Origin of the sequence: Catenovulum sp. SX2 (assembly GCF_052056295.1) — a bacterium.
In the GTDB taxonomy this organism is placed as follows: domain Bacteria; phylum Pseudomonadota; class Gammaproteobacteria; order Enterobacterales; family Alteromonadaceae; genus Catenovulum.
This window is the reverse complement of the sequence record NZ_CP182493.1, coordinates 2,846,690-2,870,395: the sequence shown is the minus strand read 5'-3', so window position 1 is coordinate 2,870,395 and position 23,706 is coordinate 2,846,690. Positions and strand designations below refer to the sequence as shown.

Annotated in this window: 23 protein-coding genes; 3 read left to right on the top strand and 20 right to left on the bottom strand. The window is 40.1% G+C overall.

What is annotated here, in order from left to right; translation table 11 throughout:
* Window positions 1-47 precede the first annotated feature (47 nt).
* The gene (locus tag ACMZOO_RS11985; RefSeq protein ID WP_440903568.1) at window positions 48-254 is read right to left on the bottom strand and encodes a DUF1289 domain-containing protein; all 207 of its coding nucleotides are present in this window, start codon (window positions 252-254) and stop codon (window positions 48-50) included.
* A 122-nt stretch (window positions 255-376) separates the two neighbouring features.
* Between ACMZOO_RS11985 and ACMZOO_RS11980 the strand changes: the two genes are divergently transcribed.
* Complete coding sequence (locus tag ACMZOO_RS11980; protein ID WP_440903567.1) at window positions 377-1,201, top strand: EAL domain-containing protein; 825 nt, start codon at window positions 377-379, stop codon at window positions 1,199-1,201.
* On the opposite strand, the gene hrpB is transcribed toward ACMZOO_RS11980, so the two are convergent.
* The 14 genes from hrpB to gspC all read right to left on the bottom strand — a co-directional run bounded on the left by hrpB (window position 1,198) and on the right by gspC (window position 17,356).
* Window positions 1,198-3,714, bottom strand: coding sequence for an ATP-dependent helicase HrpB (gene hrpB / locus ACMZOO_RS11975; protein ID WP_440903566.1), 2,517 nt, complete (start codon window positions 3,712-3,714; stop codon window positions 1,198-1,200). The two genes, ACMZOO_RS11980 and hrpB, sit on opposite strands and share 4 nt — an antisense overlap.
* Before the next feature lie 1,738 nt (window positions 3,715-5,452).
* A complete protein-coding gene (locus tag ACMZOO_RS11970) occupies window positions 5,453-5,683 on the bottom strand; it encodes a hypothetical protein (protein WP_440903565.1) in 231 nt (76 codons plus the stop codon).
* A gap of 92 nt (window positions 5,684-5,775) precedes the next feature.
* Complete coding sequence (locus ACMZOO_RS11965; protein ID WP_016957158.1) at window positions 5,776-6,531, bottom strand: type II secretion system protein N; 756 nt, start codon at window positions 6,529-6,531, stop codon at window positions 5,776-5,778.
* Window positions 6,531-6,995 (bottom strand): type II secretion system protein GspM, encoded by a 465-nt coding sequence (gene gspM, locus ACMZOO_RS11960; RefSeq protein WP_440903564.1) that lies wholly within the window; start codon window positions 6,993-6,995, stop codon window positions 6,531-6,533. The genes ACMZOO_RS11965 and gspM overlap by 1 nt, the downstream gene beginning before the upstream one ends.
* Entirely contained in the window at window positions 6,992-8,242 is a 1,251-nt protein-coding gene (gene gspL / locus ACMZOO_RS11955; RefSeq protein ID WP_440903563.1) for a type II secretion system protein GspL, read from the bottom strand. Before gspL ends, gspM begins: the two co-directional genes overlap by 4 nt.
* A gap of 2 nt (window positions 8,243-8,244) precedes the next feature.
* A complete protein-coding gene (gspK, locus tag ACMZOO_RS11950) occupies window positions 8,245-9,360 on the bottom strand; it encodes a type II secretion system minor pseudopilin GspK (protein ID WP_440903562.1) in 1,116 nt (371 codons plus the stop codon).
* On the bottom strand, window positions 9,360-9,974 hold the full coding sequence (gspJ, locus tag ACMZOO_RS11945; RefSeq protein ID WP_440903561.1) for a type II secretion system minor pseudopilin GspJ: 615 nt from the start codon (window positions 9,972-9,974) through the stop codon (window positions 9,360-9,362). The genes gspK and gspJ overlap by 1 nt, the downstream gene beginning before the upstream one ends.
* The gene (gspI, locus tag ACMZOO_RS11940) at window positions 9,974-10,345 is read right to left on the bottom strand and encodes a type II secretion system minor pseudopilin GspI (protein ID WP_440903560.1); all 372 of its coding nucleotides are present in this window, start codon (window positions 10,343-10,345) and stop codon (window positions 9,974-9,976) included. Before gspI ends, gspJ begins: the two co-directional genes overlap by 1 nt.
* Window positions 10,345-10,953 carry a type II secretion system minor pseudopilin GspH gene (gene gspH, locus ACMZOO_RS11935; RefSeq protein ID WP_016957152.1) on the bottom strand — a complete coding sequence of 203 codons (609 nt, stop codon included), beginning with the start codon at window positions 10,951-10,953 and terminating at the stop codon, window positions 10,345-10,347. The genes gspI and gspH overlap by 1 nt, the downstream gene beginning before the upstream one ends.
* A gap of 35 nt (window positions 10,954-10,988) precedes the next feature.
* Entirely contained in the window at window positions 10,989-11,423 is a 435-nt protein-coding gene (gene gspG, locus ACMZOO_RS11930; protein WP_440903559.1) for a type II secretion system major pseudopilin GspG, read from the bottom strand.
* A gap of 2 nt (window positions 11,424-11,425) precedes the next feature.
* Window positions 11,426-12,652, bottom strand: coding sequence for a type II secretion system inner membrane protein GspF (gene gspF, locus ACMZOO_RS11925; RefSeq protein WP_440903558.1), 1,227 nt, complete (start codon window positions 12,650-12,652; stop codon window positions 11,426-11,428).
* A gap of 5 nt (window positions 12,653-12,657) precedes the next feature.
* On the bottom strand, window positions 12,658-14,157 hold the full coding sequence (gene gspE, locus ACMZOO_RS11920) for a type II secretion system ATPase GspE (protein WP_440906302.1): 1,500 nt from the start codon (window positions 14,155-14,157) through the stop codon (window positions 12,658-12,660).
* 98 nt (window positions 14,158-14,255) lie between these two features.
* Window positions 14,256-16,385: a type II secretion system secretin GspD gene (gene gspD / locus ACMZOO_RS11915; protein WP_440903557.1), complete on the bottom strand. Its 2,130-nt coding sequence runs from the start codon at window positions 16,383-16,385 to the stop codon at window positions 14,256-14,258.
* A 35-nt stretch (window positions 16,386-16,420) separates the two neighbouring features.
* Window positions 16,421-17,356 (bottom strand): type II secretion system protein GspC, encoded by a 936-nt coding sequence (gene gspC, locus ACMZOO_RS11910; protein ID WP_440903556.1) that lies wholly within the window; start codon window positions 17,354-17,356, stop codon window positions 16,421-16,423.
* 220 nt (window positions 17,357-17,576) lie between these two features.
* Here gspC and ACMZOO_RS11905 point away from each other — a divergent pair, with 220 nt between their 5' ends.
* Entirely contained in the window at window positions 17,577-17,999 is a 423-nt protein-coding gene (locus ACMZOO_RS11905) for an RNA-binding S4 domain-containing protein (RefSeq protein WP_440903555.1), read from the top strand.
* A 2-nt stretch (window positions 18,000-18,001) separates the two neighbouring features.
* On the top strand, window positions 18,002-18,862 hold the full coding sequence (gene hslO / locus ACMZOO_RS11900) for an Hsp33 family molecular chaperone HslO (protein ID WP_440903554.1): 861 nt from the start codon (window positions 18,002-18,004) through the stop codon (window positions 18,860-18,862).
* A 150-nt stretch (window positions 18,863-19,012) separates the two neighbouring features.
* Here the strand turns inward: hslO and ACMZOO_RS11895 are convergent, their stop codons facing one another.
* The 5 genes from ACMZOO_RS11895 to ACMZOO_RS11875 all read right to left on the bottom strand — a co-directional run bounded on the left by ACMZOO_RS11895 (window position 19,013) and on the right by ACMZOO_RS11875 (window position 23,674).
* Window positions 19,013-19,207: a hypothetical protein gene (locus ACMZOO_RS11895; RefSeq protein ID WP_016957144.1), complete on the bottom strand. Its 195-nt coding sequence runs from the start codon at window positions 19,205-19,207 to the stop codon at window positions 19,013-19,015.
* Window positions 19,208-19,311: 104 nt separating this feature from the next.
* A complete protein-coding gene (locus tag ACMZOO_RS11890) occupies window positions 19,312-20,190 on the bottom strand; it encodes a TPR end-of-group domain-containing protein (protein WP_440903553.1) in 879 nt (292 codons plus the stop codon).
* Window positions 20,177-21,598, bottom strand: a complete 1,422-nt coding sequence (locus ACMZOO_RS11885) for a sodium/proline symporter (protein WP_440903552.1) — start codon at window positions 21,596-21,598, stop codon at window positions 20,177-20,179. Before ACMZOO_RS11885 ends, ACMZOO_RS11890 begins: the two co-directional genes overlap by 14 nt.
* Window positions 21,592-22,269, bottom strand: coding sequence for a class I SAM-dependent methyltransferase (locus ACMZOO_RS11880; RefSeq protein ID WP_440903551.1), 678 nt, complete (start codon window positions 22,267-22,269; stop codon window positions 21,592-21,594). The genes ACMZOO_RS11885 and ACMZOO_RS11880 overlap by 7 nt, the downstream gene beginning before the upstream one ends.
* Complete coding sequence (locus ACMZOO_RS11875) at window positions 22,247-23,674, bottom strand: aspartate kinase (protein ID WP_440903550.1); 1,428 nt, start codon at window positions 23,672-23,674, stop codon at window positions 22,247-22,249. The genes ACMZOO_RS11880 and ACMZOO_RS11875 overlap by 23 nt, the downstream gene beginning before the upstream one ends.
* Between the last annotated feature and the right edge of the window lie 32 nt (window positions 23,675-23,706).

Genomic DNA, 23,706 nt, shown 5'->3' with positions numbered 1-23,706 from the left:
CGCAAGGATACCAATTTAATTGGTTTTTAAAAAGTATAACGCCTTGCTTAAACTAAATTATTCGCAAGTTTCTGCAGACGTTGCTCAGCTATAGCTAAGGTTTGTAATTTTTGTTGCTCTGATTGTTGTGTCCAACTGGTAATTTCTTTGATTGAACGACCACAACCTAAACATATGTCGTGTTGGTCTAAACAACAGTTTCGAACACAAGGCGAGCGGATTAACAGTGGATTATTTTGTTCAACTGAATGCATGTCATTAACTTTTCATAAAACTTGGCTAAAGTAACCCAAGATTGATTCCTTAGTAAAACATCTAGTTCTTTAAATAAAGCAGGTTTTACCGTAATTGCCAATTTGACTTGAGCGTCGTATTTATGCAACCAGCCGTTTATTGTGAAATATCCGAAATAATTAATAGTGCTAACGTCAGCAGCCAACTGCAACCTATATACAACTTAGCAACAAACAGTGTATTGGGTTACGAAGCTTTGGTTAGAGGACCTGAGAATAGCCTATTACACAGCCCATATCATTTATTTAAAGCAGCAGACGCATATAAGCTAACAACAGCACTAGAAACGCTTTGCATAAAAAAAGCGATCGAAAAATTTAGTTTATTGGATTTACCCGGCAAATTATTTATTAATGTAACACCTAATTATGTAGCAACTCAGCTGAATAATGCCAACTGGTTGATGCACTTGCTAAAAAAACAAGGCATTTCCCCCAATAGACTTGTAATTGAGTTAACTGAACAATCTCGTGCTGACGATATTGATCAGTTAAAAACTGCACTAAAACGCCTTAAAACCTTTGATATTCAATTTGCGATCGACGATTTAGGCGCTGGTTACTCAGGCTTGATTCAATGGAGCGAAATGCAACCTGACATAATAAAATTAGACCGACATTTTGTGCATAATTGCCACCAACAAACACATAAACAACACTTTTTGCGAGCATTATTGGAACTTGCAAATAGTACCAATGCGCTAACTATTGTTGAAGGCATAGAAAACCAAGCTGAGCTTGAGTGCATCTACAATTTAGGTTTTAATTTTGCGCAAGGTTTTTACCTTGGTAAACCGACTGCAACACCCACTATTGCCACACCAAATGTAATTAAAAGTTTGATCAGCGATGCTATTTCTCAACTTATTCAACAAGCTGAACAAAGCAGCCAACGACTGTTAAATTAATTCTGCTTATGCTTAATTGAACGTCCCGGCTTTTCTTCCAATGGCTTCTCTGGCCAGCGATGTTTTGGATAGCGCCCGCGCATCTCTTTAGCCACATCAAAATAAGAACTGCGCCAAAAATTAGCCAGATCACTGGTAGTTTGAATCGGTCTGCGCGCAGGTGACAACAATTCAAACCTCAGTGGCACTTGACCATTAGCGAGTTTGGGCGATTCAAGCTGACCAAACATTTCTTGCAAAATAACCGACACGGTTGGCCCTTGCGCCTCGTCATAGATAATCGGTACAGTTTTTCCGCTCGGCGTTTGATAACTCTCAGGCGCGTGTTGTTGTAATAATTGCTGTTGCTCCCAAGTTAAATTCGCCACCAGCAAATCAAAAATATCAAACTGTTTGAGCTGCTTGATACTGGTTATTTTGTTGATATACGGCAGCAGCCAATTGTCTATTTGCTCAATTAAATATTCAGACGATATTGGCGGAAACTCATCTGACAATCCGGCTAACCACTGTGCTCTTTGCAACCAAGCTTGGCAGCGATTTGTCCAGTTTAAAAAAGTTAAGCCTTGGGTTTGCACTATGTCTTTTACACAGCTACTAAACTCATCCGCTGGTATTTGACTTAAATTTTGTTCAGATAAAACAATCGCGCCATAACGCTTAGTGCGTCGGCCAATTACCGCTTCTTTTTTATCATCTAATCGGTAATGGCTTTGTTCAACCAACTTATCTGTTAGCACGCTGTCAATTTGAGCTTGTGATATTTGCCCACAAACAAAAATTACCCCATCTTTATTTTTACCATCACAGTCACATACAACCAACCAAGTTTGCCCTAACATGGCATCTGATTCACGCAAACTAACACCACGGCCATTGGCTAATAAATATGTATTTGCGCTATTAGTTGTACCGCGTAATTTGGCTAATCTGTCTGGGTAAGCGTGCAACAATAATAAACCTGCGTATTGCTGGATTTCCGCTAAGGTCAACTTACTTACATCCAACTTCGTCGAGAGTTTTTGTGCAAAAGCACGCGCTAAGGTTAATACCTGACTAACGGTATTTTGGTTAAACCTCACACTCGCTCGTGCTGCTTGTTTATCTTGCGCATAATCAATTAACAATAACAACCTTTGGCTAATATCAGACGAATCAGCATTGATTAAAATATCGCGTTCCGACAACAGCGCTGCCAATAAACAACCTATGTTTTTTTCAATATCCGACTGACATCGTAATAACATACTGGCTAATCTTGGCTCTAAGCCAAAAGTTAACGCTTGCCGGCCTTGCGCGGTGATTTTGTTGTTTTTATCAAGCAAATTTAGCTGTTGATTTAGCTCGCAGGCTAATTGATAGTGCAATTTAGGTGGTGGTGTTAACCAGTTTACATCGGCAAAATCAGTTATGCCCCAAGCAGCCAATTCTAAAACTAGGTTGGCTAAATCTGTACAAGCGACTTCTTCACTTTGAAATTCAGCTAATGCATGTTGCTCAGCTTCGCTCCACAAACGAATACACCTACCCGCCTGTACACGCCCTGCCCGGCCAGCTCTTTGTTTAGCCGACGCTTTGGAGATATGCCCAGTATCTAAACGAGATAAACCACTTTTAGCATCATAAGTTAAAACTTTTTCTAAACCAGAATCGATAACAGCGGTTATACCTTCAATCGTTAAACTAGTTTCAGCAATATTAGTTGCAAAAATAACTCGCCGCGCTTTGGATGTTGTTGGCTTTCTAAGGACTAATTCTTGCTGTGCGAGTGGCAATGCGCCGTACAAAGGTAGTAACTCAACTGCTTGCTCTAACTTTTCTGTGGCTAACTGGATGCAGCGTTTAATGTCAGCTTGGCCTGGTAAAAAGACCAAAACATCACCAGTAGAATCTGTTAAAACATATTGTAGTTGTTTGACCACATGCTCAGCCAAGTAGCCACTTGCTTTACCAGCATATGCCAGCTCAACCGGAAAAATTCGTCCTGCCACTTGCATAACAGGTGCATCACCTAAATAAGCAGAAATTTGCGCAGTATCTATGGTTGCTGACATAACCAAGAGTTTTAAATCATCGCGATAAGCTTCTTGTACTTCAAGCGCCAACATTAACGCTAAATCAGCATGTATTGAGCGCTCGTGAAACTCGTCAAAAATAATTAATCCTATGTCGGCAAGCTCAGGATCGTTTTGCAATCTTCTGGTTAATACACCTTCGGTGACAATTTCTAAACGAGTGTGCTGTGAAATTTTGTGCTCGTTACGCACCTGATAACCAACCGTCTGCCCAACCTTTTCGCCCAATTGGCTCGATAGGTAATACGCAATAGATTTAGCAGCAACTCTGCGAGGCTCCAACATAACTATTTTTTTGTCCACCAGCCAAGGCGCTTGCAATAAAGCCAGCGGTACAGCAGTCGATTTACCCGCACCAGGCTCTGCTTGTAATACCAAACTCTTGTGGTTGGCTAATAATCTTTGTAGTTCAGTTAAATGTTGTTGGATGGGTAACAAGTTAAAACTTTCTCGACAATGTGTTTTATTGAGATGCGAGTCTACCGAATGAGATGAAAAAGTCTAAATTATCTTTGTAAGAGATCGCCCATTTTTTCGTAAGAAAAACGTCAAAATAAGTCTAGTTAATTTTACAACAATCGATAAATATCCATTTAAAAACAATCAATTAAACCCAATTCCATTCACAGACAAAACATCTAGAAATTTAAACAAAGGTTTAATAAGTTATACAAGCTACTGGTATTCAATTTAAAGTCGACTAGACTGAAAGCTATCAACAACGGCAAATGTGTGAGGCTGTTGCTTGGTAAACCCTATGTATGTTTGTAGTGCAAAATGTGTGTTAGTGCGCCTACCTCGAATGAAGCTATACGGAATTGGCCTGTATACATTCTAAATGGACGATCCCAAAAGCAGTGTCAATGTGTGTGATGACGCTGCTTTTCTTTTTTCTCATCGAAATATTTTACTTTTCGCAAAAATGTTATTCGGTATTAAGTGATTTCACAGGCAGTGCAATCAAGCCCACTCGTTACATAATTTTCAAAAATCGCTGTGAATCCATCCTTGGACGCTCCCAAACGTCGTCCAAGACGTTTGAAGTTTTAGAAAATTAGTAATCGAGTAGACTTTTATCAAACTTATTTATCGCGGCAAGAAAGCGATCAGCGACTCAAATATCAAATTTGGGGGATTAGGAGTTGGAGACAATGAACCGAACAGCACAACTCTAAGAAAAATTAATAGAACAATAACTTAGAGCAAAATTTCTTTTTCAGGGATGAAAAAGCGAAGCGTACATGGACTGTATTCACAGCGGTTTTGCGAAAGTTATGTTCTAGTAATTTTGGGCATATTGCGCCCGGCTTGAGCTTTTGGTGAATTGACTGCAACTGCTAAGCCCCTAAAGACTCGAACTTGCAGCTCGTACAATCAATTCGTCCAAGACGTTTGAAGTTTTAGAAAATCACTAATCGAGTAGACTTTTATCAAACTAATTTATCGCGGCAAGAGACAACCAGCGACACCAATGTTATAAAGATGAATGGAAGTGTTGGGAGCAAAACTTCACAAAACATGGATGTTTTGTGCGAGCGGCTCAGGGATTGAGTTTAAAGCGATTTTGCGAGCAATATTCCATTTGGCTTTCGAATTATTTACTACAAAGTCTAAGCGCAGATTGCTTAATTATGGGGTTAGCAGCGGGAGGCTATGAACCGAACAGCAAAACTATAAGAAAAATTAATAGAACAATAACTTAGAGCAAAATTTCTTTTTCAGGGATGAAAAAGCGAAGCGTACATGGACTGTATTCACAGCGGTTTTGCGAAAGCTATGTTCTAGTAATTTTGGGCATATTGCGCCCTGCTTGAAGCGTTTGGTGAATTGACAACTGCTAAGCCCCTAAAGACTCGAACTTGCAGCTCGTACAATCAATTCGTCCAAGACGTTTGAAGTTTTAGAAAATCAGTAATCGAGTAGACTTTTATCAAACTAATTTATCGCGGCAAGAGACAACCAGCGACACCAATGTTATAAAGATGAATGGAAGTATTGGGAGCAAAACTTCACAAAACATGGATGTTTTGTGCGAGCGACTCAGGGATTGAGTTTAAAGCGATTTTGCGAGCAATATTCCATTTAGCTTTCGAGTTTTTTACCACAAAGTCTAAGCGCTAGTTGCTTAACGCTCAATTTGAGAATTAGCAGTTGGCAGCAATGAACTAACCTATGACTATTCACGCTCGCCCTGCATCACAGCCTCACGCTGCTTTTTATAAGTATCATAATCCTTATCAAAATTTTGCTCGCATTTGGCGCGCTCAGCTTCATCGATAATATCGCGGCAGTGTTGCTGCTTACCAGCGTCTTGCATTCCATGATAAGCTTGCTGATAACTACAACCGGTCGCAGACAAGAGCAATACAACCAGCAACAACTTTTGACTAAATTTAATACTTAGCATACAAACACTCCTTTCTTGCAGGCTACTCAAGTCATCGCAGCCAAGCACACACAAATATATGCTTGAGGCTGCTAACTAAAGCTAAAGTTCAGTTACTGACTAAATTTAATTTGATAACGACCTTCAGAATCTGGGTTACCCAAAAACTGAATTGCTCCTTGTAAAGCTTTATCCGCTTTAGGCCCAAGCGCCACATAACCACCTATCGCATAGTTTTTCATAGTGTTTAAACGGCCCTTCAAATCGATTTCTAAAATATCTTTATTGCCCGAAACCAACGCCTGAGCAGCACCATTATCACAGCTTAATTTAGCCGTGATATCACCATAATTAAAACGGTTGTTCATAGCTTCAACCGACGCCATACGCCAATTAATAGTGCCGTCAAGCTGACCACAAACAGGTTTGCCCGCTTCAACTACAGGCAAGTTTGCTTCCACCAAACCACTGGCAACTACAGGAAAAGGAATATTCACTTGTTGGGCAATCAAATCAGCCGGTAATTTAACCTTAATGTCTTTTAACACGGCGCTTGAAAAACCAGCTTGAGCAACCAAACTCCCTTGCGGCTCTAACAGTTTACGCGGGTGACCAAATTCAATATCCGCCGATACTTTACCAGTCAATAACGACAGAAAACTAATTTGCCATTTAACGTCTTTCAACAATACTTTGTCGTACTGCAACATATCCATCTGACCTTGCCAAATGGTGCCAGAAACATTGCCTAGCTGTAAGTTTTTAACTTTTGGCAGTTGTGGAGTAATTAAATGAGCAGGAATAGTAGCAATTAAAAATACCAAGTACGCCAACAAAGCCCATGTAATTCGACCTATCCATTGTTTCATTATTTAGTTACCTGCAATCTTCTAACCCGTACAGCACCATTTCTGTCTGTCGCTGTAACGTCTAAACTTTCAATGGTTAAACCTTTATTCTGTACCAAAGAAGCTATCCAGCGCACGAATGCATTAAATTCCACTTCATCAATTTGTACTTGTAAAGATTCACCTTGTGGTTGCATACGCGCAATTGAAATACCCGCTTGGCGAGCTGCGGTATTTACAATTTGGTTTAACGAACCAGATGCTGAAGCTTTGTTATTGCCTTTTAACTGTTGATATTCAGAGGTTTTTTCACTCACCCATTGTAATAAAGCCTGCTTATTTTTTATATTCTGCTGCGCTTTATCTAATGAGCTATTAAGTGGACCCCAAATGAGTTGAAAAAACAGGCCGATTGCAAAAACAACCGTTGCGCCAATCACTAAACGTTGTTCACGTTCGGCTAAACTTTCAAACCACTGTTTCATGACATCCCCTTAATACTAATAGAGCCAACAACCTGGTCGCCTTGGTTATTCAACGAACCTTGTTCAATAGATAAGGAATTCTTTTCTGCTGCCGCTTTAAATCGTTCAAAACTTTGGAAGTTACTGCCACTGGCATTTAAACGAATTTCGCCTCGCTTGGCATCAAAGCGAATATTATCTGGTTTTAAATCTGGCACTTCTGCAAACGCCGCGGCACTTGCTTCAATTAAAGGTAAAAACGCTGCTTGTTGTTGGCTGCCACCCAATTGTTTAAGTTTACGCCCCAACTCTTTTTTCATAATAGCGACAGATAAATTTTTACCTGAAGGGAAAGTTGCAACATAAGTTTGTTTTATTTTTTGTTCAAGAACATCTGCTTGTTGGTTTAATTGATGTACAGTCAAACCTTTATCAACTAGGTTAATAACCAAAGCAACACCAGCAACTATTGCGGCACTTCGCCAAATCTTAAAGTTTTTACTGCTGTCTTTTTTAAACTGATAACGGCCTTGGCGTAAATTTATGCTGACATTTTCAGCTTGCTGCCCTAACAGTTGCAGTGCAGGTAAACATTCAGCTTCAATGCGCTCATATGCTGGATTACTAGATAATTCTTGTGGTAGCGCAGAGTAATAATAAAGTTTAGTATTAGTTTGCTCTTCGTCGCTTTCTATCTGCGGCGCTAATAACTCTAACCACAACAACAACTCTTGCTTTTCACAGGCAATACCAGCAAATTCGCCACTACGAATAAGCCACTGCTCACCTAACTGCATTACAGATAAAGCTTGTTCATGGTACGGCAGTGCTAAAACGTCCGGTAATACTTTTTGACAACGAATACCCGCTTCAGTTAACCAAGCTAACCAGTTTTGAATTTTTTGCTCACTAATAACTGCAACTTGTAAATAATGGCAGTCGTTTTCTTCATCAAAACTTTTATTGCCAGTTGCAAAAAAACATTCATCCACATCTGCGGCAATATCTTCTTCCAACATATATGGAATTGCCTGAATAAATTGACGGTTGGTTTTAGCTGGCACTTCAACGTTTTGTAATTTGATATCGCTCGCAGGCACAAATACGGTTGCACTGCGGCCACCAGCTCTTTGTTGTAAGCTGGCCAAATCGTCTTTGTTGGCAAGTTCACCCGAGGCGATAATTTCTTGCTCTTGCTCAGACCAAACTAACCAATGAATGGTATCGTCTGCTTGACTACCGAGCCGAATAAATAATTGTTCAGACACTTCTAAACTCCAATTTTGCGGGCGATGACGTTAAATTTGCCCTGCTTATCTAATGCAATGACCGAGCTTAAATTAAAAAAACTTTGGTTATATTCAGTTTTTGTTTGTAGTTGAAAATACTCACTGGTCACGACAAATTGTTGTTTCAAATTTTGTGAAATTTTACCAACAGCTTTGATTTCTGACTGCTGCCAAAAATCATTGATATCGCGAAAACCGTCATCCGGACGATTTTCAATAATCTGTTTTGCCGCCGCTTCTGTTAACTTGTTATCAAACATAGCGGCCATAACAATAGCGTCTTCGACTTTGATTGTATTGACATTCAGCTTCATGTCGTTAACTTTAGGCACAATACAAATATGCTCAATTACCTTATCTAATCTTTGCATACCTTCAGGCATAGTATCAAAACCTTGAATTAACCTAAGTTCAGATCTATCAACAAACCAGCTATTTGCCGGTAAGTATGGGCTTACTTTGGCTTCGTACATATAATCTTCAGCGCCATAACCTCGGGTATTTGAATCTTCATCTAACCAGTCTGCGACACTATCTCTAATAGTTTCAGCATCGTAACTATCGATACCCGCAAGCTCTAACAAAGCTTTAAATTGTTGTTCTGGATCTGGATCTAACGCTTGTTTGTTAGTTGTGTTGCCAGTGTTTTGCTCGTCTTGATTTTGCTCTTCAGCTGCTTGCTCATCTTCTTGATTAGCAATTTCTTCGTCAGTCAATTGTTGTTGCTGATTTTGCATAGTCGCGGTAACTCGCGTAACCGCATTAATATTAAAACAGCTGGATAAATCTTTTATCGAGCCAGTAATAACAGCACCACCTTCTAATGGATAAGTCATTTCTTCAACTGCCCACGGCTGTTGTAAATGCAACCTGCCGTTATCTTCTTTGTATGCCTCATCCAACACAAGTTTTGCTAAAGATTCACCACCAACCGCATACCAATAGGCTTGTTGGTTGTTACCTATATTACTGACACGTTTAATTTGCATTTGTAAACGCACCGCCATTTCAGCAGCGATTATGGTGATTAACGCAATAATCAACAACACAGTGATCAAGGCAATGCCACGTTGCTGTTTAGCGGCTGTAAAAGTCATTAAACTTCACCTCCAGCTATAGCAAATATCCGCGTGATCTCACCAAAATCTAAAGTTTTTAGCGTAATACTAATGCCAGAAGGTAGATCTGGCTGTTGCCATTTATCCACCCAGGATTTGTTTTTACGGTTGTAAAACTCAAATGAAATTTGTTCAACCCCTTCCAACAATACTCGCACTTGTGGGTCTTCACCTTTAACTGGATCTGGATGCAAAAAATGCAAACGCTCTAACTTTTCATCGACAATGCGATAAGCAACAGATTGAATTTCACTGCGTGGCAATAAGTTATTTGGGTTGACCCAACCGTTACGCCTAAAAGCTAAAACTTGCGAGTCACTATCTAAAATTAGTTCACCATGCGATATATAAGTATGCTGTGGCCCTTCACCCATAATGCGCACGCTGCGTCGACTCAATTGGCTAAAATCACGCTCTATCATTATCATAGCGCGCTGCAATTGCGCGAGCTTTTCGCCATGTTGCATAGACACATCATTCGCAGTGGTAGTGCTGGATAAAATGTTAAAACCCGCAACACCTAATAACGCAAAGATGGTGATAGCTAACAACATTTCTATCAGGGTAAAACCTTTATTAAGTCTGCGTCGCATTAATTTGGTTTCCCCATATAGGTCATTTGTTCTGTGACAAACTGTTTATAACTGTCATCACTAAAAACCTCTATGCGTACAGCAACCATTTCATCACCAAACGCGGTTTTAACCACTTTTTGTTGCCAATACCAAGTATGGCCTGCTAGTTCAATATCCCCTTTCTGGCCATTTTTTACCGGCCATTCTTTGTCGAGCTGTAACTGATTTAGCCGGTTAGACGCAACCCAAGTTGCAAATATATGATTTTTTAATCTGTCTTGGCTATTAATGTGCACAGCCGATGACTGCACCACAGCAACACCTGCTGTCGCTAATAATGCTAATGCCACTATGACTTCTAAAATTGTGAAACCACGCTGCTTATGCATTAGCTGGCCTCTTCAGGGTCAATCAATTTACTGGGTAAATAGTCTTGCGCTTCTACTTTTAATACAACTCGGTCGGCAAAACTTGCATAAGGGGGTGTATAACTAAATTGCACAGTGAAAGGCGTTAGCTCGCCACTGGAAAATAAATAAATTTGTGGGATGAGTTTTTTCTTTTTATCGTCGTCATCATCCTCTTCATCTGTAGATGAAAACAAACCTTCTTCAGCATCATAGTCTTCCATCCAACTGAGCTCACCTAAAGTTAACTCAAGTTCAAATCCCTCTTCCAATTCATATGGTGCAAAGGTTTTGTCTTCGCTAATAGTTTGCCAGTCTTCGCCATTATGAATTAAAAACTGATACTGATTTTTTTTAACGATAACACCCAATTGAACATTGTTTAACAAACCATAATCAGCAGCTAACTGGAGTGCGGCTTGAAAACGTCGCGCTTCTTCTTTGGTTTTGTCGTAGTCACTGCGGATATCAAACGACAAACTAACACTACTTAAAATAACCGCCATTAATACCATAACCAGCATAACCTCAAGCAGGGTAAAACCTGCTTGACGTTTGTGACTGTATTTTTGGCTAGGGCGTAATGGCATACACAACTAATCTTGCAAACAATATTAACTAAGACTTATAGAAACTCGTTTACGTTCCAGTTGCCGATATCATCTTCGGTATCAGCTTGACCATCTGGGCCAACTGAAAAAATATCAATTTTACCTTGTTCACCTGGGCTTAATAATTGATATTCGTTGCCCCAAGGATCTTGTGGTAAACGTTTGATATAACCGCCGTCAGGATAATTACGTGGTGCAGGTTCAATTGTTGGTTCATTCACCAATGCATCTAAACCTTGTTCTGTTGTTGGATATACGTTGTTGTTGAGCTTATACATATCTAAAGATTGCTCAAGCGTTATAATATCTGTTGCCGCTTTTTTAACTTTAGCTTTGTCACTTTCACCAATAAAGTTTGGCGCTATCATGCCCGCCAAAATACCAATGATAACCAACACCACCATAATTTCTAATATGGTAAAACCTTGTTGTTTTTTGTTCACTCTCATTTTTAACCTACCATTGAATTAAGCGCCATTATTGGCTGTAAAATTGAAATAACGATAAAAAAGACTACACCAGCCATAGATAAAACCATAGCTGGACCTATGACACTCAGCGTCATGTTAACTAAAGCTTCAAACTCACGGTCTTGATTGTCTGCAGCCCTTGCTAACATGCCTTCTAACTCACCACTTTTTTCACCACTGGCTATCATGTGCAACATCATAGGTGGGAATAACTTAGTTTGTTCTAATGCCGCACGCAAACTAGCACCTTCACGCACACGTAAACGTGCATCAGCAATAGATGCGCGAATATGGTCGTTGGTTAATACGTCAGAGGCTATTTTCATACTCTCAAGCAAAGGTACTGCACTGGCAGTTAATATGCTTAAAGTACGGGCAAAACGCGCGGTATTTAACCCACGGGCCACTTTGCCAATCAGCGGCATTTTTAATAGGGTTTGATGGTATTTATACCTAAATTTTTCTTGTTTAACTAAACGCTGAAAAGCTACAGCCGACAATAAGATCAGCACTAACATGGGCAAACCGAAATCGGATAAAAAGTCACTGACAGCTATCATAAATTGTGTTGAAGCGGGTAAATCACCACCTAAACGGTCAAACTGACTAACGATTTTAGGTACAACCGAAGTTAATAAGAAATAAACCACAGTAAAAGCCACCACCATCAACATAATAGGGTAAACAGAGGCTTGTTGGATTTTTGATTTAGTTTGTTGGCGCTGTTCAGTGTAATCAGCTAGACGCTCTAATACAGTATCTAAATGACCTGATTTTTCACCGGCTGCAACCATAGCGCAGAAAAGTTCGTCAAAAATATGAGGGTATTCAGCCATACTATCAGCAAGGTTGTAACCTTCAGTAACTTTAGAGCGCACCGCCATTATCATGCGTTCAACTCTGGGTGTTTCGGTTTGTTGGGCAACCGCCAATAAAGCTTCTTCAATTGGTAAACCAGAAGCCGATAAAGTTGAAAGTTGACGAGTTAATAATGCAAGTTCAGCGGCAGAAATTTTCCTTTCTATCGAAAATAAACTTTGACTACTCCCAGCCGATTTTTTTTCTTGCTCAGACGCTGTGGTGACTTCAACCGGAATTAATCCTTTTTCGCGCAAAGCACTGCGTGCAGCTTTGGCCGTATCCGCTTCAATAACCCCTTTTTTATTGCGCCCTTTATTATCCAGCGCCTTATATTCAAATGCAGGCACTGTAATTAATCCTCACGTGTAACACGGATAACTTCTTCTAACGAAGTTACACCAGCTAAAACTTTGCTACAGCCGTCTTGACGAATACTTGGAGTTGATTGACGAACTAATTTTTCAATTGCTTGTTCACCATCACCATTGTGGATCATTTCACGAATTTGTTCGTTAACAACCAAGAGTTCATGAATACCCGAACGGCCACGATAACCTGTGCCATTACATTCAGGGCAGCCTTTGGCTCGGTAAATAGTTGTACTGGTTATTTGCGCTGCAGATAAACCTAAAATTTCAGCTTCACGAGCATCTGCTTGATGTGGCTCTTTACAATCATGACATAAAGTCCGCACCAAGCGCTGCGCCAATACACCTAATAAAGACGAAGATAATAAGAAAGGTTCAACGCCCATATCTTCTAATCGGGTAATAGCACCAGCGGCTGTATTAGTATGGAGTGTCGACATTACTAAGTGACCAGTTAAACTCGCTTGCACAGCTATATGCGCAGTTTCTAAATCACGAATTTCACCAACCATAACCACATCTGGATCTTGACGTAAAATTGCACGTAAACCACGGGCAAAAGTCATATCCACTTTGGTATTCACTTGCGTTTGCCCTATGCCTTCTAATGCATATTCAATCGGGTCTTCAACCGTTAGGATGTTTCTATCATCAGAATTCAGTTCAGATAAACCCGCATACAAGGTGGTTGATTTACCCGAACCAGTAGGACCTGTAACCAAAATAATCCCATGCGGTTTGTGGATAAGTCCACTAAACAAATCACGATTAGCTTGGGTCATGCCCAAATCTTTTAAATCTAGTTTGGCGTTGTTTTTGTCCAGTAGACGCAGTACCGCGCGTTCGCCATGGCTCGATGGCATAGTACTAACACGTACGTCAACGGCACGGCCGGCAATTCTTAATGAAATACGACCATCCTGCGGTACACGTTTTTCCGCTATGTCGAGTTTCGCCATAACTTTAATCCGCGAAATTAACACAGAAGCTAATTTACGATTTGGTTTTAACACCTCACGTAAAATGCCATCCACACGGAAGCGCACTTTTAGTTCTTTTTCAAACGTTTCAACGTGAATATCCGATGCACCTTCTTTAATCGCTTCACTTAACATAGCGTTAATCAGCTTGATAATAGGTGCATCATCTTCATTTTCGAGCAAATCTTCTGTTTCAGGTAACTCGTCAACTAACGAGAATAAATCAGCTTCGTTGCCTATATCTTCCATCAACTGACGAGCTTCGGATGAGTCACGTTGATAAGCCGTCGTTAACCTCAGTTCAAATGCATCTTTCGCTACTTTTTCAATGCTAAAAGGTTGAGCTAAAAAGCGACGAATTTCTAATAAAGTAGCGGTTTCGACATCTGGACGACAAATAGCTAACCATGAAGCATCGTCTTGTTTTTCTAACAATACTCCGTGGCGATTAGCAAAACTAAATGGTACACGCGAAGCACCAATTGGCAGCTCATCGTCTGCCATGTCAGCGTCTTCAGCTAGCGTTTGGTTTTCTGCAAATGGCGCTTGTTCTAAAGCTTCATCAGCCAATTCATCTGCAAACTTAGAATCTGTCATCAGCTTTACTCTCGTTCAGCTTTGTCTTTTTTCAGATACTCGTCTAACGCACCTTTTTCAATTAGGTAGTCTTCAAACGAAGGTGGTAATGCCATTGCTTCATCCCAATCTGGTAAAATTGAAATGTCGTCACTGTAAGATAAGAAGTTACCATTTGCTTGACGATCTAATTGTTGCGCACGCATAAAGTTATATTTGCGATGGCTAATTTTGTTTTGGCTCATACCATCACGAATAATGGTTGGACGAATAAATACCATTAAGTTACGTTTACGCTTGGTATTACTGGTTGATTTAAACAAGTTACCAATAATTGGAATATCACCTAACAAAGGCACTTTAGAAACACTTTCTTGAATGTCTTCGTCAATTAAACCACCTAATACAATAGTGCCACCATCTTCGGCCATAACTGTGGTTTTAATTTCACGTTTATTGAAACTAACGTCTATACCTGTTGCACCAGCAACACTCGATACTTCTTGCTCAATAGCAAGCATTACAGCATCACCTTCGTTAATTTGTGGGGTTACTTTTAACTTGATACCCACTTCTTTACGCTCAACTGTTTGGAAGGGGTTAGTATTTGAACTAGAAGCGGTTGCACCTGTGATAGTTGGTACTTCTTGACCAACAATAAACGAAGCTTCTTGGTTATCTAAGGTAGTTAAACTTGGTGTCGCCAGAATATTTGAGTTAGTAGCTGTGGTTACAGCTTGTAATACCGCGCCCCAACCATCTTTAATAACACCAACCATAGTACCGTTAATGCCACCTAATAAAGAAGCTAGAGTGCTGAAATCACCTCGAATTTCTTTACCTTGTTCAATACTTTCAATAACACGAACTAAGTTACCATTGCTGTCTGTTTCATACACTGGGTTACCAGCAGCATCAGTTTGATAAAAAATAGTGTCTGGATCACGTTGTGTTCTTGCTTGCTCTGCACCTACAGCTAACGCACCAATTGGTGTTGAGTTACTAAACTGCACCATGCCGCCTTCTTCGCTGATCCATTGCACACCTAAGTTAAAACCATCACCTTCAAATACTTCAACAATAATGGCTTCTACTTGTACTTGTGCACGGCGAATATCTAGTTGGCGAATAACAGCTTCAAGTGAGCGCATCATATCTGGTTCAGCAGTAATCACTAATGCGTTGCTGTCTGGGTGAGCATCAATACTGACGTCACGATTGCTGCTTGAACTACGTTTGTTGGTGCCACCCGCTTTGTCTTCGGCAATACTGGTACTAACACCTTGTAAAACTTTAACTAAATCTTCTGCTTTGGCATATTTTAAGTAATAAACTTTGGTATTACCATTTGTCTCTAACTCGCTGTCTAAACGTTTAATCATGTCGATTGTACGTTGACGCGCTTTACCTTCACCACTAACGATTACGCTATTAGTCCTATCATCCGCAACTACTTTAGGGATCAAGTTATCTGGTGTTCTATCTTTAGCTGAGTTTTTAGTCAACGTATCAATAATACGCACCATTTCGCTGGCTGAAGCGAATTTTAATTTAATAATTTCAACTTCTTGGTCACCGGCTTGGTCAACACGACGAATAATTTCAGCCAGGCGATTAACCACAGCTGCACGACCAGTTAACATAATGACGTTTGATGGATCGTAATGCACCACGTTACCACCACCAGCTTGGTCATTTAACTGACGCAACAATGGTGATAATTCTTTTACCGATACGTTGTACACTTGCACAACCCGAGTCACCATAGCATCGCCATCACCCGACTCGTCTGTTTCAACAACTGGAATAGCAGATGTTTTAGCGTCTTTATCACGAATAACTTTTAATACACCATTAGACATTTCGACTACGGCATAATCGTAAACTTCTAAGACGTTTAAAAAGAATTGGTAGTACTGCTCTTCATTAAGCAAATCATAACTACGCACATTTATTTTGCCGCGCACATTCGGGTCAACAATAATGGTTTTCTTTAAGTTTTTACCAACTATGTTGATAAATTCGTTAATGTCAGTGCCTTTAAAATTCGGTGAATACTCTGCGGCAACTGCGCTAGGTGCAGAAAAAGCTAAAAAAGCTGATAAAGTCAGCGCAGACAATTTGTTAGTTAGTGCTGGGCGCTTATTAATGCTCATGCCCTTTTGCTCCGTTATCATTTTTGAGTTCATTTTTAATACAACGAGATATAAATTTGACGGACTGAACCATCACGTTCGACCATAATGCTAGCTTCTTGCGCGTCCTTTAATTGCGCCATAGCCTGCATTGCTTGTGATAGATTGGTTAGATCAAAGCCATTAATTTCAATAGCTATGTCCCCTGCGTTTAAGCCAACCGATTGAAATAGTTTAGGATCTTTACCTGGATACAATCTATAGCCGACCAATTCACCATCGCGGCGTACTGGCGACACTTTAATGTAATCAACTAATTTACCCGGATCAGCAAACGCGTCTTCACGTAAACTTTCTAATGCTTCTTTTTCTTCGCCAGAAATATTCGCTTGCTCAGTTTCATCTGGCTCGACCGGCGTATCAACTATATCTGCTTCGTCTTGCGCAAGGTCATTTATCTCGCTCGCCTCTTCAGCTGCTAACGCACTATATTCTTGGCCTTCAAGCATTAGAGTTTCACGACGGCTAGATTGTTCAATAATTATTCTGTCTGGGTAAATTTCGCGAACTATCGCACGGGTACCATCAATTTTTTCATCTAACCCATAAACATCTTGCGAGCCACTTTTTTCAATGATAGCTGCAGCTAAACTAGGCTCTGAGCTAGGCACAACACCGGTTAATTTTAAATTAAGAGTTGTCACGGGCGCATCTTCGACTGGACGAGTTTGCACCACAGGTGCGGCAGAAAAGTCACCAAATAGGTTTAACTTAGTGATGCGATTGATATCTGCAACCACAGTATTGGCAGCTACAGTGCTCGCTGAGCGTAAATTGATTGAAGCCGCATTCGGCTGTGGAAACAACTTCCAAGTAATGTTCGCGAGCAACCAAGCAATATAAATCAGCAATAAAATGCTGACCATTAAACTAAGCTTTTGTTGTGGTAGTTTTTTGGTTAACTCTAAACCCTGTTGAATTTTTTCTTGCAAAGTATTTAAACCAAATTTGTTAATGCCTGTAGCGGGCTAACATTGTGAAATTTATAAGGTAGCCCGTAATTATCGCAACAGAATGTTACGTTTTTAATAAATTTGCAACCTGAATTCATTAGCTAAACTAACTTTCCATGCTGCTAATTACTTTTGTGCACGCAGTTTAACAGATACAATAGCACTTTTTAACGCTGAATTTGTGGTAGTTAGTACTTAGATGAGTAACAAAAGTTCCAAACAAAACACAACCAGCCAAGCAATGCGGCTAGATAAATGGTTATGGGCGGCACGCTTTTTTAAAACGCGCGCGCTGGCACGTGGCATGATTGAAAATGGCAAAATTAAATTTAATGGCCAAAGATGCAAAGCCAGCCGCACAGTTGAGATTGGTGCGCAGTTAACCATTCAACAAGGTTTTGATGAGAAACAAATTAACGTGCTGGCACTGTCAGAAAATCGTTTAAGTGCGCCACTTGCGCAACAACTTTATCAAGAAACCGAAGAAAGCGTTAAAAAACGAACAGAACAGGCGGAAGTGCGCAAACAGCAGCACTCGGTTAACCCTAGACCTGATACCAAACCAGACAAGAAACAACGTCGCCAACTTATTGAAGCTAAACAGCACAAACTTGGACAATAGAGATGAAAACGCCAGATCAACTAAATCGATATATTTTTGACGAAATGAATGTACGTGGTGAGTTAGTGCAGCTTGCCGATAGTTATCAGCAAATGTTGCAGAATCACAACTACCCAGACAGCATCAAACAGATTATTGGTGAACTATTTGCGGCAACCAGTTTATTAACTGCAACGTTAAAATTTACCGGTGATATCGCGGTACAAATTCAAGGCAATGGGCCTGTTTCTTACGTTGCAATTAACGGCACAGACAAACAAGCTTTACGTGGTGTTGCACGATACTCACAAGCGCCAACTGACAATAAATTGTCCAGTGCTTTTGGTGACAAAGGCTTTATGGTGATCACCATTACCCCAGAAAAAGGCGAACGCTATCAAGGCATAGTAGCATTAGAAAAAGAAAGCATTTCAGCTTGTTTAGAAGATTATTTCCAACAATCGGAACAGTTAGACACGCATATTTGGTTATATACAGACACACAACAAGCTTTAGCTGCTGGTATGTTATTACAAAGATTACCAGGCGAAGAAAAAGAGTTAGACGATGCTAATATGGAGCACCTAGCCCAATTGACCGCTACGGTTAAAGCGGAAGAAATTTTCAGCTTAGCTGCCAATGATTTGTTATACCGCTTATACCACCAAGAACAAGTTAAAGTATTTGAGCCACAGGCTGTAACCTTTCACTGCGGTTGTTCAAAAGACAAAACTTATAATGCGTTAGCCAGTATTCAACCAAGCGAACTGACTGCTATCTTGCTGGAAGAAGGTAAAATTGAAGTGAAATGTGAATATTGTTTAACTAACTATAGCTTTGTTGAAGCTGATTTAGCTGAGTTATTAGATAAACCTCAGCATTAACAAATAGCACTTAAAACAAAGGGCGCTGACGCGCCCTCTTAAAACTAGTGATTATATTTTTAGATAACTTTTTGCATTTTATTGCATCCAGTTAATTCAACAACTTCTACTCAATCTGAGTTTTAAAAGTCGCTTCCCTAGCTACCTCGGTTAATGTTGAGAAGAAGGTTGAGGATGTTTAATGCAACGTTTAATCATGCATACTACTGCCATTGCCAACCCAGCTGCTACCGGTGCTGCAAGCCAATCAAAATAAGCCGCTTTAACAAATACAAGTTGATACATCAACACTAGAACAAAGACTACAAAACCTGTTCTTACTATATCTTGCCAACTAATCTGCATTTTAAACTCCTTCTTATCTGTAGCCTAAAAGGTCTATATAACCCAGCTCACTTTTTGAGCAGGGTTAATAATTAAGACTAGTCGCTAAGAACAGTTTACGCAAATTAACTTAACAAATTTTTAAAGCTTTCTTCACCCTGTAAACTTTCAAACATTTTTTCATGGGCTAATTCAACCGACAATGCCGGGGATTTATCTAATGCAGTGCGGATGTCGTCAACCGCCACCTCTAACTGGCCTAAAGCAGCAAACGCACAAGCTCGCTGCCAATATGCCAATGCATAATCCTCATCTAGCTCAATCGCTTTGGTCGATAAGTTAAGCGCCCATTCACATTCACCTAATTCTAAAACAGCATCGGCTTTATAGGTAATAGCTTCGACATCTTCACTATTTAATTCAAGGATTTCATCGTACAACTTAACTTTTTGTTGTGGATTATTTTCTAGCCCTGCGCGCATCCATAAAGCATGCAACTGGTTTGCTCTGGCGATTTCTTCTTGGGTTGAAATAATTTGTTCTGAGCGGCGTTTAAGTTTGTCTTCAACATCAGCCAAACGTTTTTCGTACTCTAAACTAACTGCGCTGACCTTGCTGCTGACATGCTCTTCAATTTGCGTTTTAATGTCGCGCAATGAACGCCAGCCCATTAATACCAATACAGAAGCCGCAGCTGTGATAATAAAAAATACGTTATTAACTGTATCTGCCGTATAACGAATTGCTCTATCAGACGATTCTAATTTCGCAGCGGCGAGTTTCTCTGCCAATTTAGATTCCAAAGCAATTTGTTGCTGTCGTATGGTTTTAACTTCGTCTAACAAATAGCGTTCAATAAAAGGCGTGTATAAAGGTTGCTCTAACCCTTCAATTTTATCCGCTAATTGCTGTTGTTCAGCTTTAGAGTCGCCGTTATTTTGCTCTGCCCTAACATCGGCAGCAATCAGGAGTAACAGCATAAATAAAGCTTTAATTGCTTTCATTGGCGACCCCAGACGATTTTACGGCTTTCAACGCACTTAGGTAAAAAACAGCGACACCAACCACAATGCCGGCAAAACCTTCATAAATTTGATTGTGCCAATCTAATTGACGCCAAAGCATAGCTGTTGCCACCGAAGCAATGACAACAATGAGCGCCTGTAGCTGGCTAATGCGCCAACCCAAAATAAGTCCTATTAACATAGGCGCTAATGCACAACCTAACGTTGCCCAAGCAAATACCACTAAACTGAAAACACTTTGTTTGGCAAACATAGCAACAAATAAAGTTAATAAGGTAATAGATAAAGTGATAATTTTGATAACTTTGGTATTAGTGACTGGTTTAGCTAAACAGTCTTGCGAAAATGCCGCTGAGCTACTCAACACCAAAGAATCAGCGGTTGATAAAGTTGCAGCAAATATACCGGCCAAAATCAAGCCAACTAACCAGCCGGGTAATAATTCTAGTGCCATCATAGGTAAAGCGAGTTCGGCATCAAAGCTTGCTTGGTTGTCTAATAGAATGCGACTTAATAAACCAACACAAGTGGCCATAGCGTAAAATATGCTAAACCACAGGTAGTACCACATCCGCATAGTGCGCATATTTTGTTTACTATCAAGTGCAATAAAACGCACCATAATATGCGGTTGACCAACCACAGAAAAACCAGCAAACATCCAACCAATTGCAAAGGCGATAACACCGAGTTGATTATCAAATATCAAACCGTCTGGGGTTAAATCAAAAAAGCCGTCCACCAGCCTAAGTTCAGTGATAACTTGATTAATACCACCAATATGTTGCACTGCAGCAAAAAGTAAAATACTCATAGCCGCAACCATAACAAATGACTGTGCCGCATCTGTCCAAATAGATGCGCGAATACCACCAGCAAAACAATAAGCAGCAACCATAACTGCAACTAAAATTGCGCCCATCCAAATTGGCCAATCAAGCAATACATGCAAAGCTTTGCTACCAGCGATAAATTGTGCAGCGGCATAAGCTGTCATCAGCAATAATGCCGTCCAAGCTAATAATCGGCGTAATAATTGAAAGTTTTCACCTTGCCATAAGCTGACTAGTGACATAACCGACACAGCGCCGGTCTTTTTTGCTTGTTGTTGGACTTTTTTGTGGATATAAAATGAGGCGATAAGATCACCGGCAATCCAACCTATCATCAACCAAATAGCAGATAAACCCGCATAATAGGTGTAACCAATTACCCCAATAAACATATAGCCACTGTTGTTGGTTGCTACAGCAGATAAGCCAGCTAACCAAGCTGAAACACTGCGGCCAGCAAGGTAATAATCTTCTTTGTTTTTACTGGCGAATTTTGCCGAGCTCAAACCGATAATGGCAAAACAGCTGAGAAAAACAATAAAACTGATTAACATAATACGCCCTCAAGCGAATTAACACTTAATACGTAACCATCCATTTCAATTGGCTGCGCTATGCTGTGGTTATGCAACTCCACATCGGTAAAGTTTTGATTATCGTCACTTAACTGCATAAAAGCTTTACGGCCAATATCCGCCAACAACATCACCACATCGTTGCGGCATGCAACTGATTCAACTAATGATTGCAAAGCTTGTTTGGTGTCTTGGTTGTAACAAATATCAGAGGCGACAATTAAGTCTGTGTCTTCGAGCAAAGTATCATCAATATCTTCAATCGCAATCGTTTGACTGTCGATTTCAGTATCATTGTGCTCAGCTAAAGATTGCTGATAAGGTTTTAGATTGGCGTCTAAATCGCTCGCAGTCACATCCGCGTCGTAATGTTTATTCATAAACACGCTGAGCGCGCCCCAACCCGCACCTATTTCTAGTACTTTGAGTTTGCGTTTAAATGGAATGTCTTTGAGGATATTCATTAGCAGAAAATTCGATTGCCAAACTTTCGATGCATAATGTTGCGGCACAAAACCATCTTCCACCAGTGCTTGCACATCGGGATGATTTGGTTTAAAAATATTTACACCGAACGCCCAAAAGTTATTTGAGCGTCCGCGTACTTGGGTTGTTTTATACTTAATGTTAAACCTCTGGTTGTATTTCAACCAAGTGTTGATGCAAAGCAATAATCGCTTGTTCAAAGTGCGATTCATCTAATACAAATTGAATATCAACTTGGCGCATCGACTGATGTAAAGCCTGAATGCTAATGCCTTGTTCAGCGATTGCTTTAACCGCTTTAGCTAACATACCGGCTTCTTGCATATCACTGCCTATTGCAGAAACAATACACACCTTGCGCAAGTTAATTTCAGCTTCTGGAAATTGCTTTTCTAGTAAAACCAATAAACGTTTAGCTTTTTTCAAGTTACAGCTTAAATAGTGGGTAATACTATTAGCGGTAACGTCTTTGCTAACCATTTCAATTTTGAGTTCGTTGATCAAAGCTAGGGTTTCAATATCAAATTTATTGACTTGGCCCATCATATCTTGATCAAACAATTCGAATGCGTAAACCTGCTGACGGCCAGCAACTATCTCCACTTTTGGTTTGTCACTGACATAAGTAGATGTGATCAATGTACCTTTGTGTTCTGGCTCAAAAGTATTTTTCACTCGCAGCGAAATTTCCGACTGACGCAAGCCTTTTGCTGCTCTAGGGTGAATAGCTTCCATCCCTAAATTAGCAAGTTGGTCAGCTACATCATAGTTGGTCATACCGATTGGCACAACCTTGTCTTCACCAACCAGCTTAGGATCTGCGCTGCTTAAATGATATTCTTTATGAATAATCGCTTCTTGCGCTTTAGTTAACACAGCAATACGGCTGAAAGTCATTTCGCTATAACCACGATCAAAAGTTGCCATTAAACCTTTTTCGCTATGACAATAACCGGTTGCGATTGGCAAACATTCGCGTAAATCTAGCGAGAAAAAAGCATCTTTAATCAGCTCATCCATGTCTACCGCTTTGTCGATATTCCAACCCGTTAGGTCAACAAAAACCGCGTTGACACCTTCTTTTTGTAAAAGATGTGCCATATTCCACGCACTGTGTGCTTCACCAATACTGGCTAACATTTCACGTACTTTCGCCAAATGATCATCTAATTCAAAGTGACCGTGCTGACACAAGCTATTTAAGTCTGCTAACGCGCGCTCAGCATCATCTAAACGGCGTAAAATAAACTTATCTGCTTTGTCTTTTAACTGACCATCACCAAACAACTCTTGGTTGATATCAAGCATTTTTTGTCTAACCAAAGCAAAAGCTTCAATCCAACTTTGATCTTCTTCCGCTTGAGCAAAGCGACCAAACACGCCTGGCTCGGCGGTTTTTTTATGTTCTAATAATAAATTAGTAATACCTGCGTAAGCAGATACAACAAAAACTCTCTGATACGGATTTTTCAGCGCCGGATTAAAGATAATATTATCGCGCACCGCATCGTACTGACTCATTGACGTGCCGCCAATTTTTTCCACTGTATGGTTATTTGAAACCTGCATTATTGATTCTCTATTCAAATTAATTAATCGAA

Excerpts from the sequence above, each read along its gene's own strand:
- ACMZOO_RS11985 (WP_440903568.1), bottom strand. The coding sequence starts at position 254 with ATGCATTCAGTTGAACAAAATAATCCACTGTTAATCCGCTCGCCTTGT.
- ACMZOO_RS11980 (WP_440903567.1), top strand. The coding sequence starts at position 377 with ATGCAACCAGCCGTTTATTGTGAAATATCCGAAATAATTAATAGTGCT.
- ACMZOO_RS11970 (WP_440903565.1), bottom strand. The coding sequence starts at position 5,683 with ATGCTAAGTATTAAATTTAGTCAAAAGTTGTTGCTGGTTGTATTGCTC.
- ACMZOO_RS11965 (WP_016957158.1), bottom strand. The coding sequence starts at position 6,531 with ATGAAACAATGGATAGGTCGAATTACATGGGCTTTGTTGGCGTACTTG.
- gspM (WP_440903564.1), bottom strand. The coding sequence starts at position 6,995 with ATGAAACAGTGGTTTGAAAGTTTAGCCGAACGTGAACAACGTTTAGTG.
- gspK (WP_440903562.1), bottom strand. The coding sequence starts at position 9,360 with ATGACTTTTACAGCCGCTAAACAGCAACGTGGCATTGCCTTGATCACT.
- gspJ (WP_440903561.1), bottom strand. The coding sequence starts at position 9,974 with ATGCGACGCAGACTTAATAAAGGTTTTACCCTGATAGAAATGTTGTTA.
- gspI (WP_440903560.1), bottom strand. The coding sequence starts at position 10,345 with ATGCATAAGCAGCGTGGTTTCACAATTTTAGAAGTCATAGTGGCATTA.
- gspH (WP_016957152.1), bottom strand. The coding sequence starts at position 10,953 with ATGCCATTACGCCCTAGCCAAAAATACAGTCACAAACGTCAAGCAGGT.
- gspG (WP_440903559.1), bottom strand. The coding sequence starts at position 11,423 with ATGAGAGTGAACAAAAAACAACAAGGTTTTACCATATTAGAAATTATG.
- gspE (WP_440906302.1), bottom strand. The coding sequence starts at position 14,157 with ATGGCAGACGATGAGCTGCCAATTGGTGCTTCGCGTGTACCATTTAGT.
- gspD (WP_440903557.1), bottom strand. The coding sequence starts at position 16,385 with ATGAGCATTAATAAGCGCCCAGCACTAACTAACAAATTGTCTGCGCTG.
- ACMZOO_RS11905 (WP_440903555.1), top strand. The coding sequence starts at position 17,577 with ATGAGTAACAAAAGTTCCAAACAAAACACAACCAGCCAAGCAATGCGG.
- hslO (WP_440903554.1), top strand. The coding sequence starts at position 18,002 with ATGAAAACGCCAGATCAACTAAATCGATATATTTTTGACGAAATGAAT.
- ACMZOO_RS11895 (WP_016957144.1), bottom strand. The coding sequence starts at position 19,207 with ATGCAGATTAGTTGGCAAGATATAGTAAGAACAGGTTTTGTAGTCTTT.
- ACMZOO_RS11890 (WP_440903553.1), bottom strand. The coding sequence starts at position 20,190 with ATGAAAGCAATTAAAGCTTTATTTATGCTGTTACTCCTGATTGCTGCC.
- ACMZOO_RS11885 (WP_440903552.1), bottom strand. The coding sequence starts at position 21,598 with ATGTTAATCAGTTTTATTGTTTTTCTCAGCTGTTTTGCCATTATCGGT.
- ACMZOO_RS11875 (WP_440903550.1), bottom strand. The coding sequence starts at position 23,674 with ATGCAGGTTTCAAATAACCATACAGTGGAAAAAATTGGCGGCACGTCA.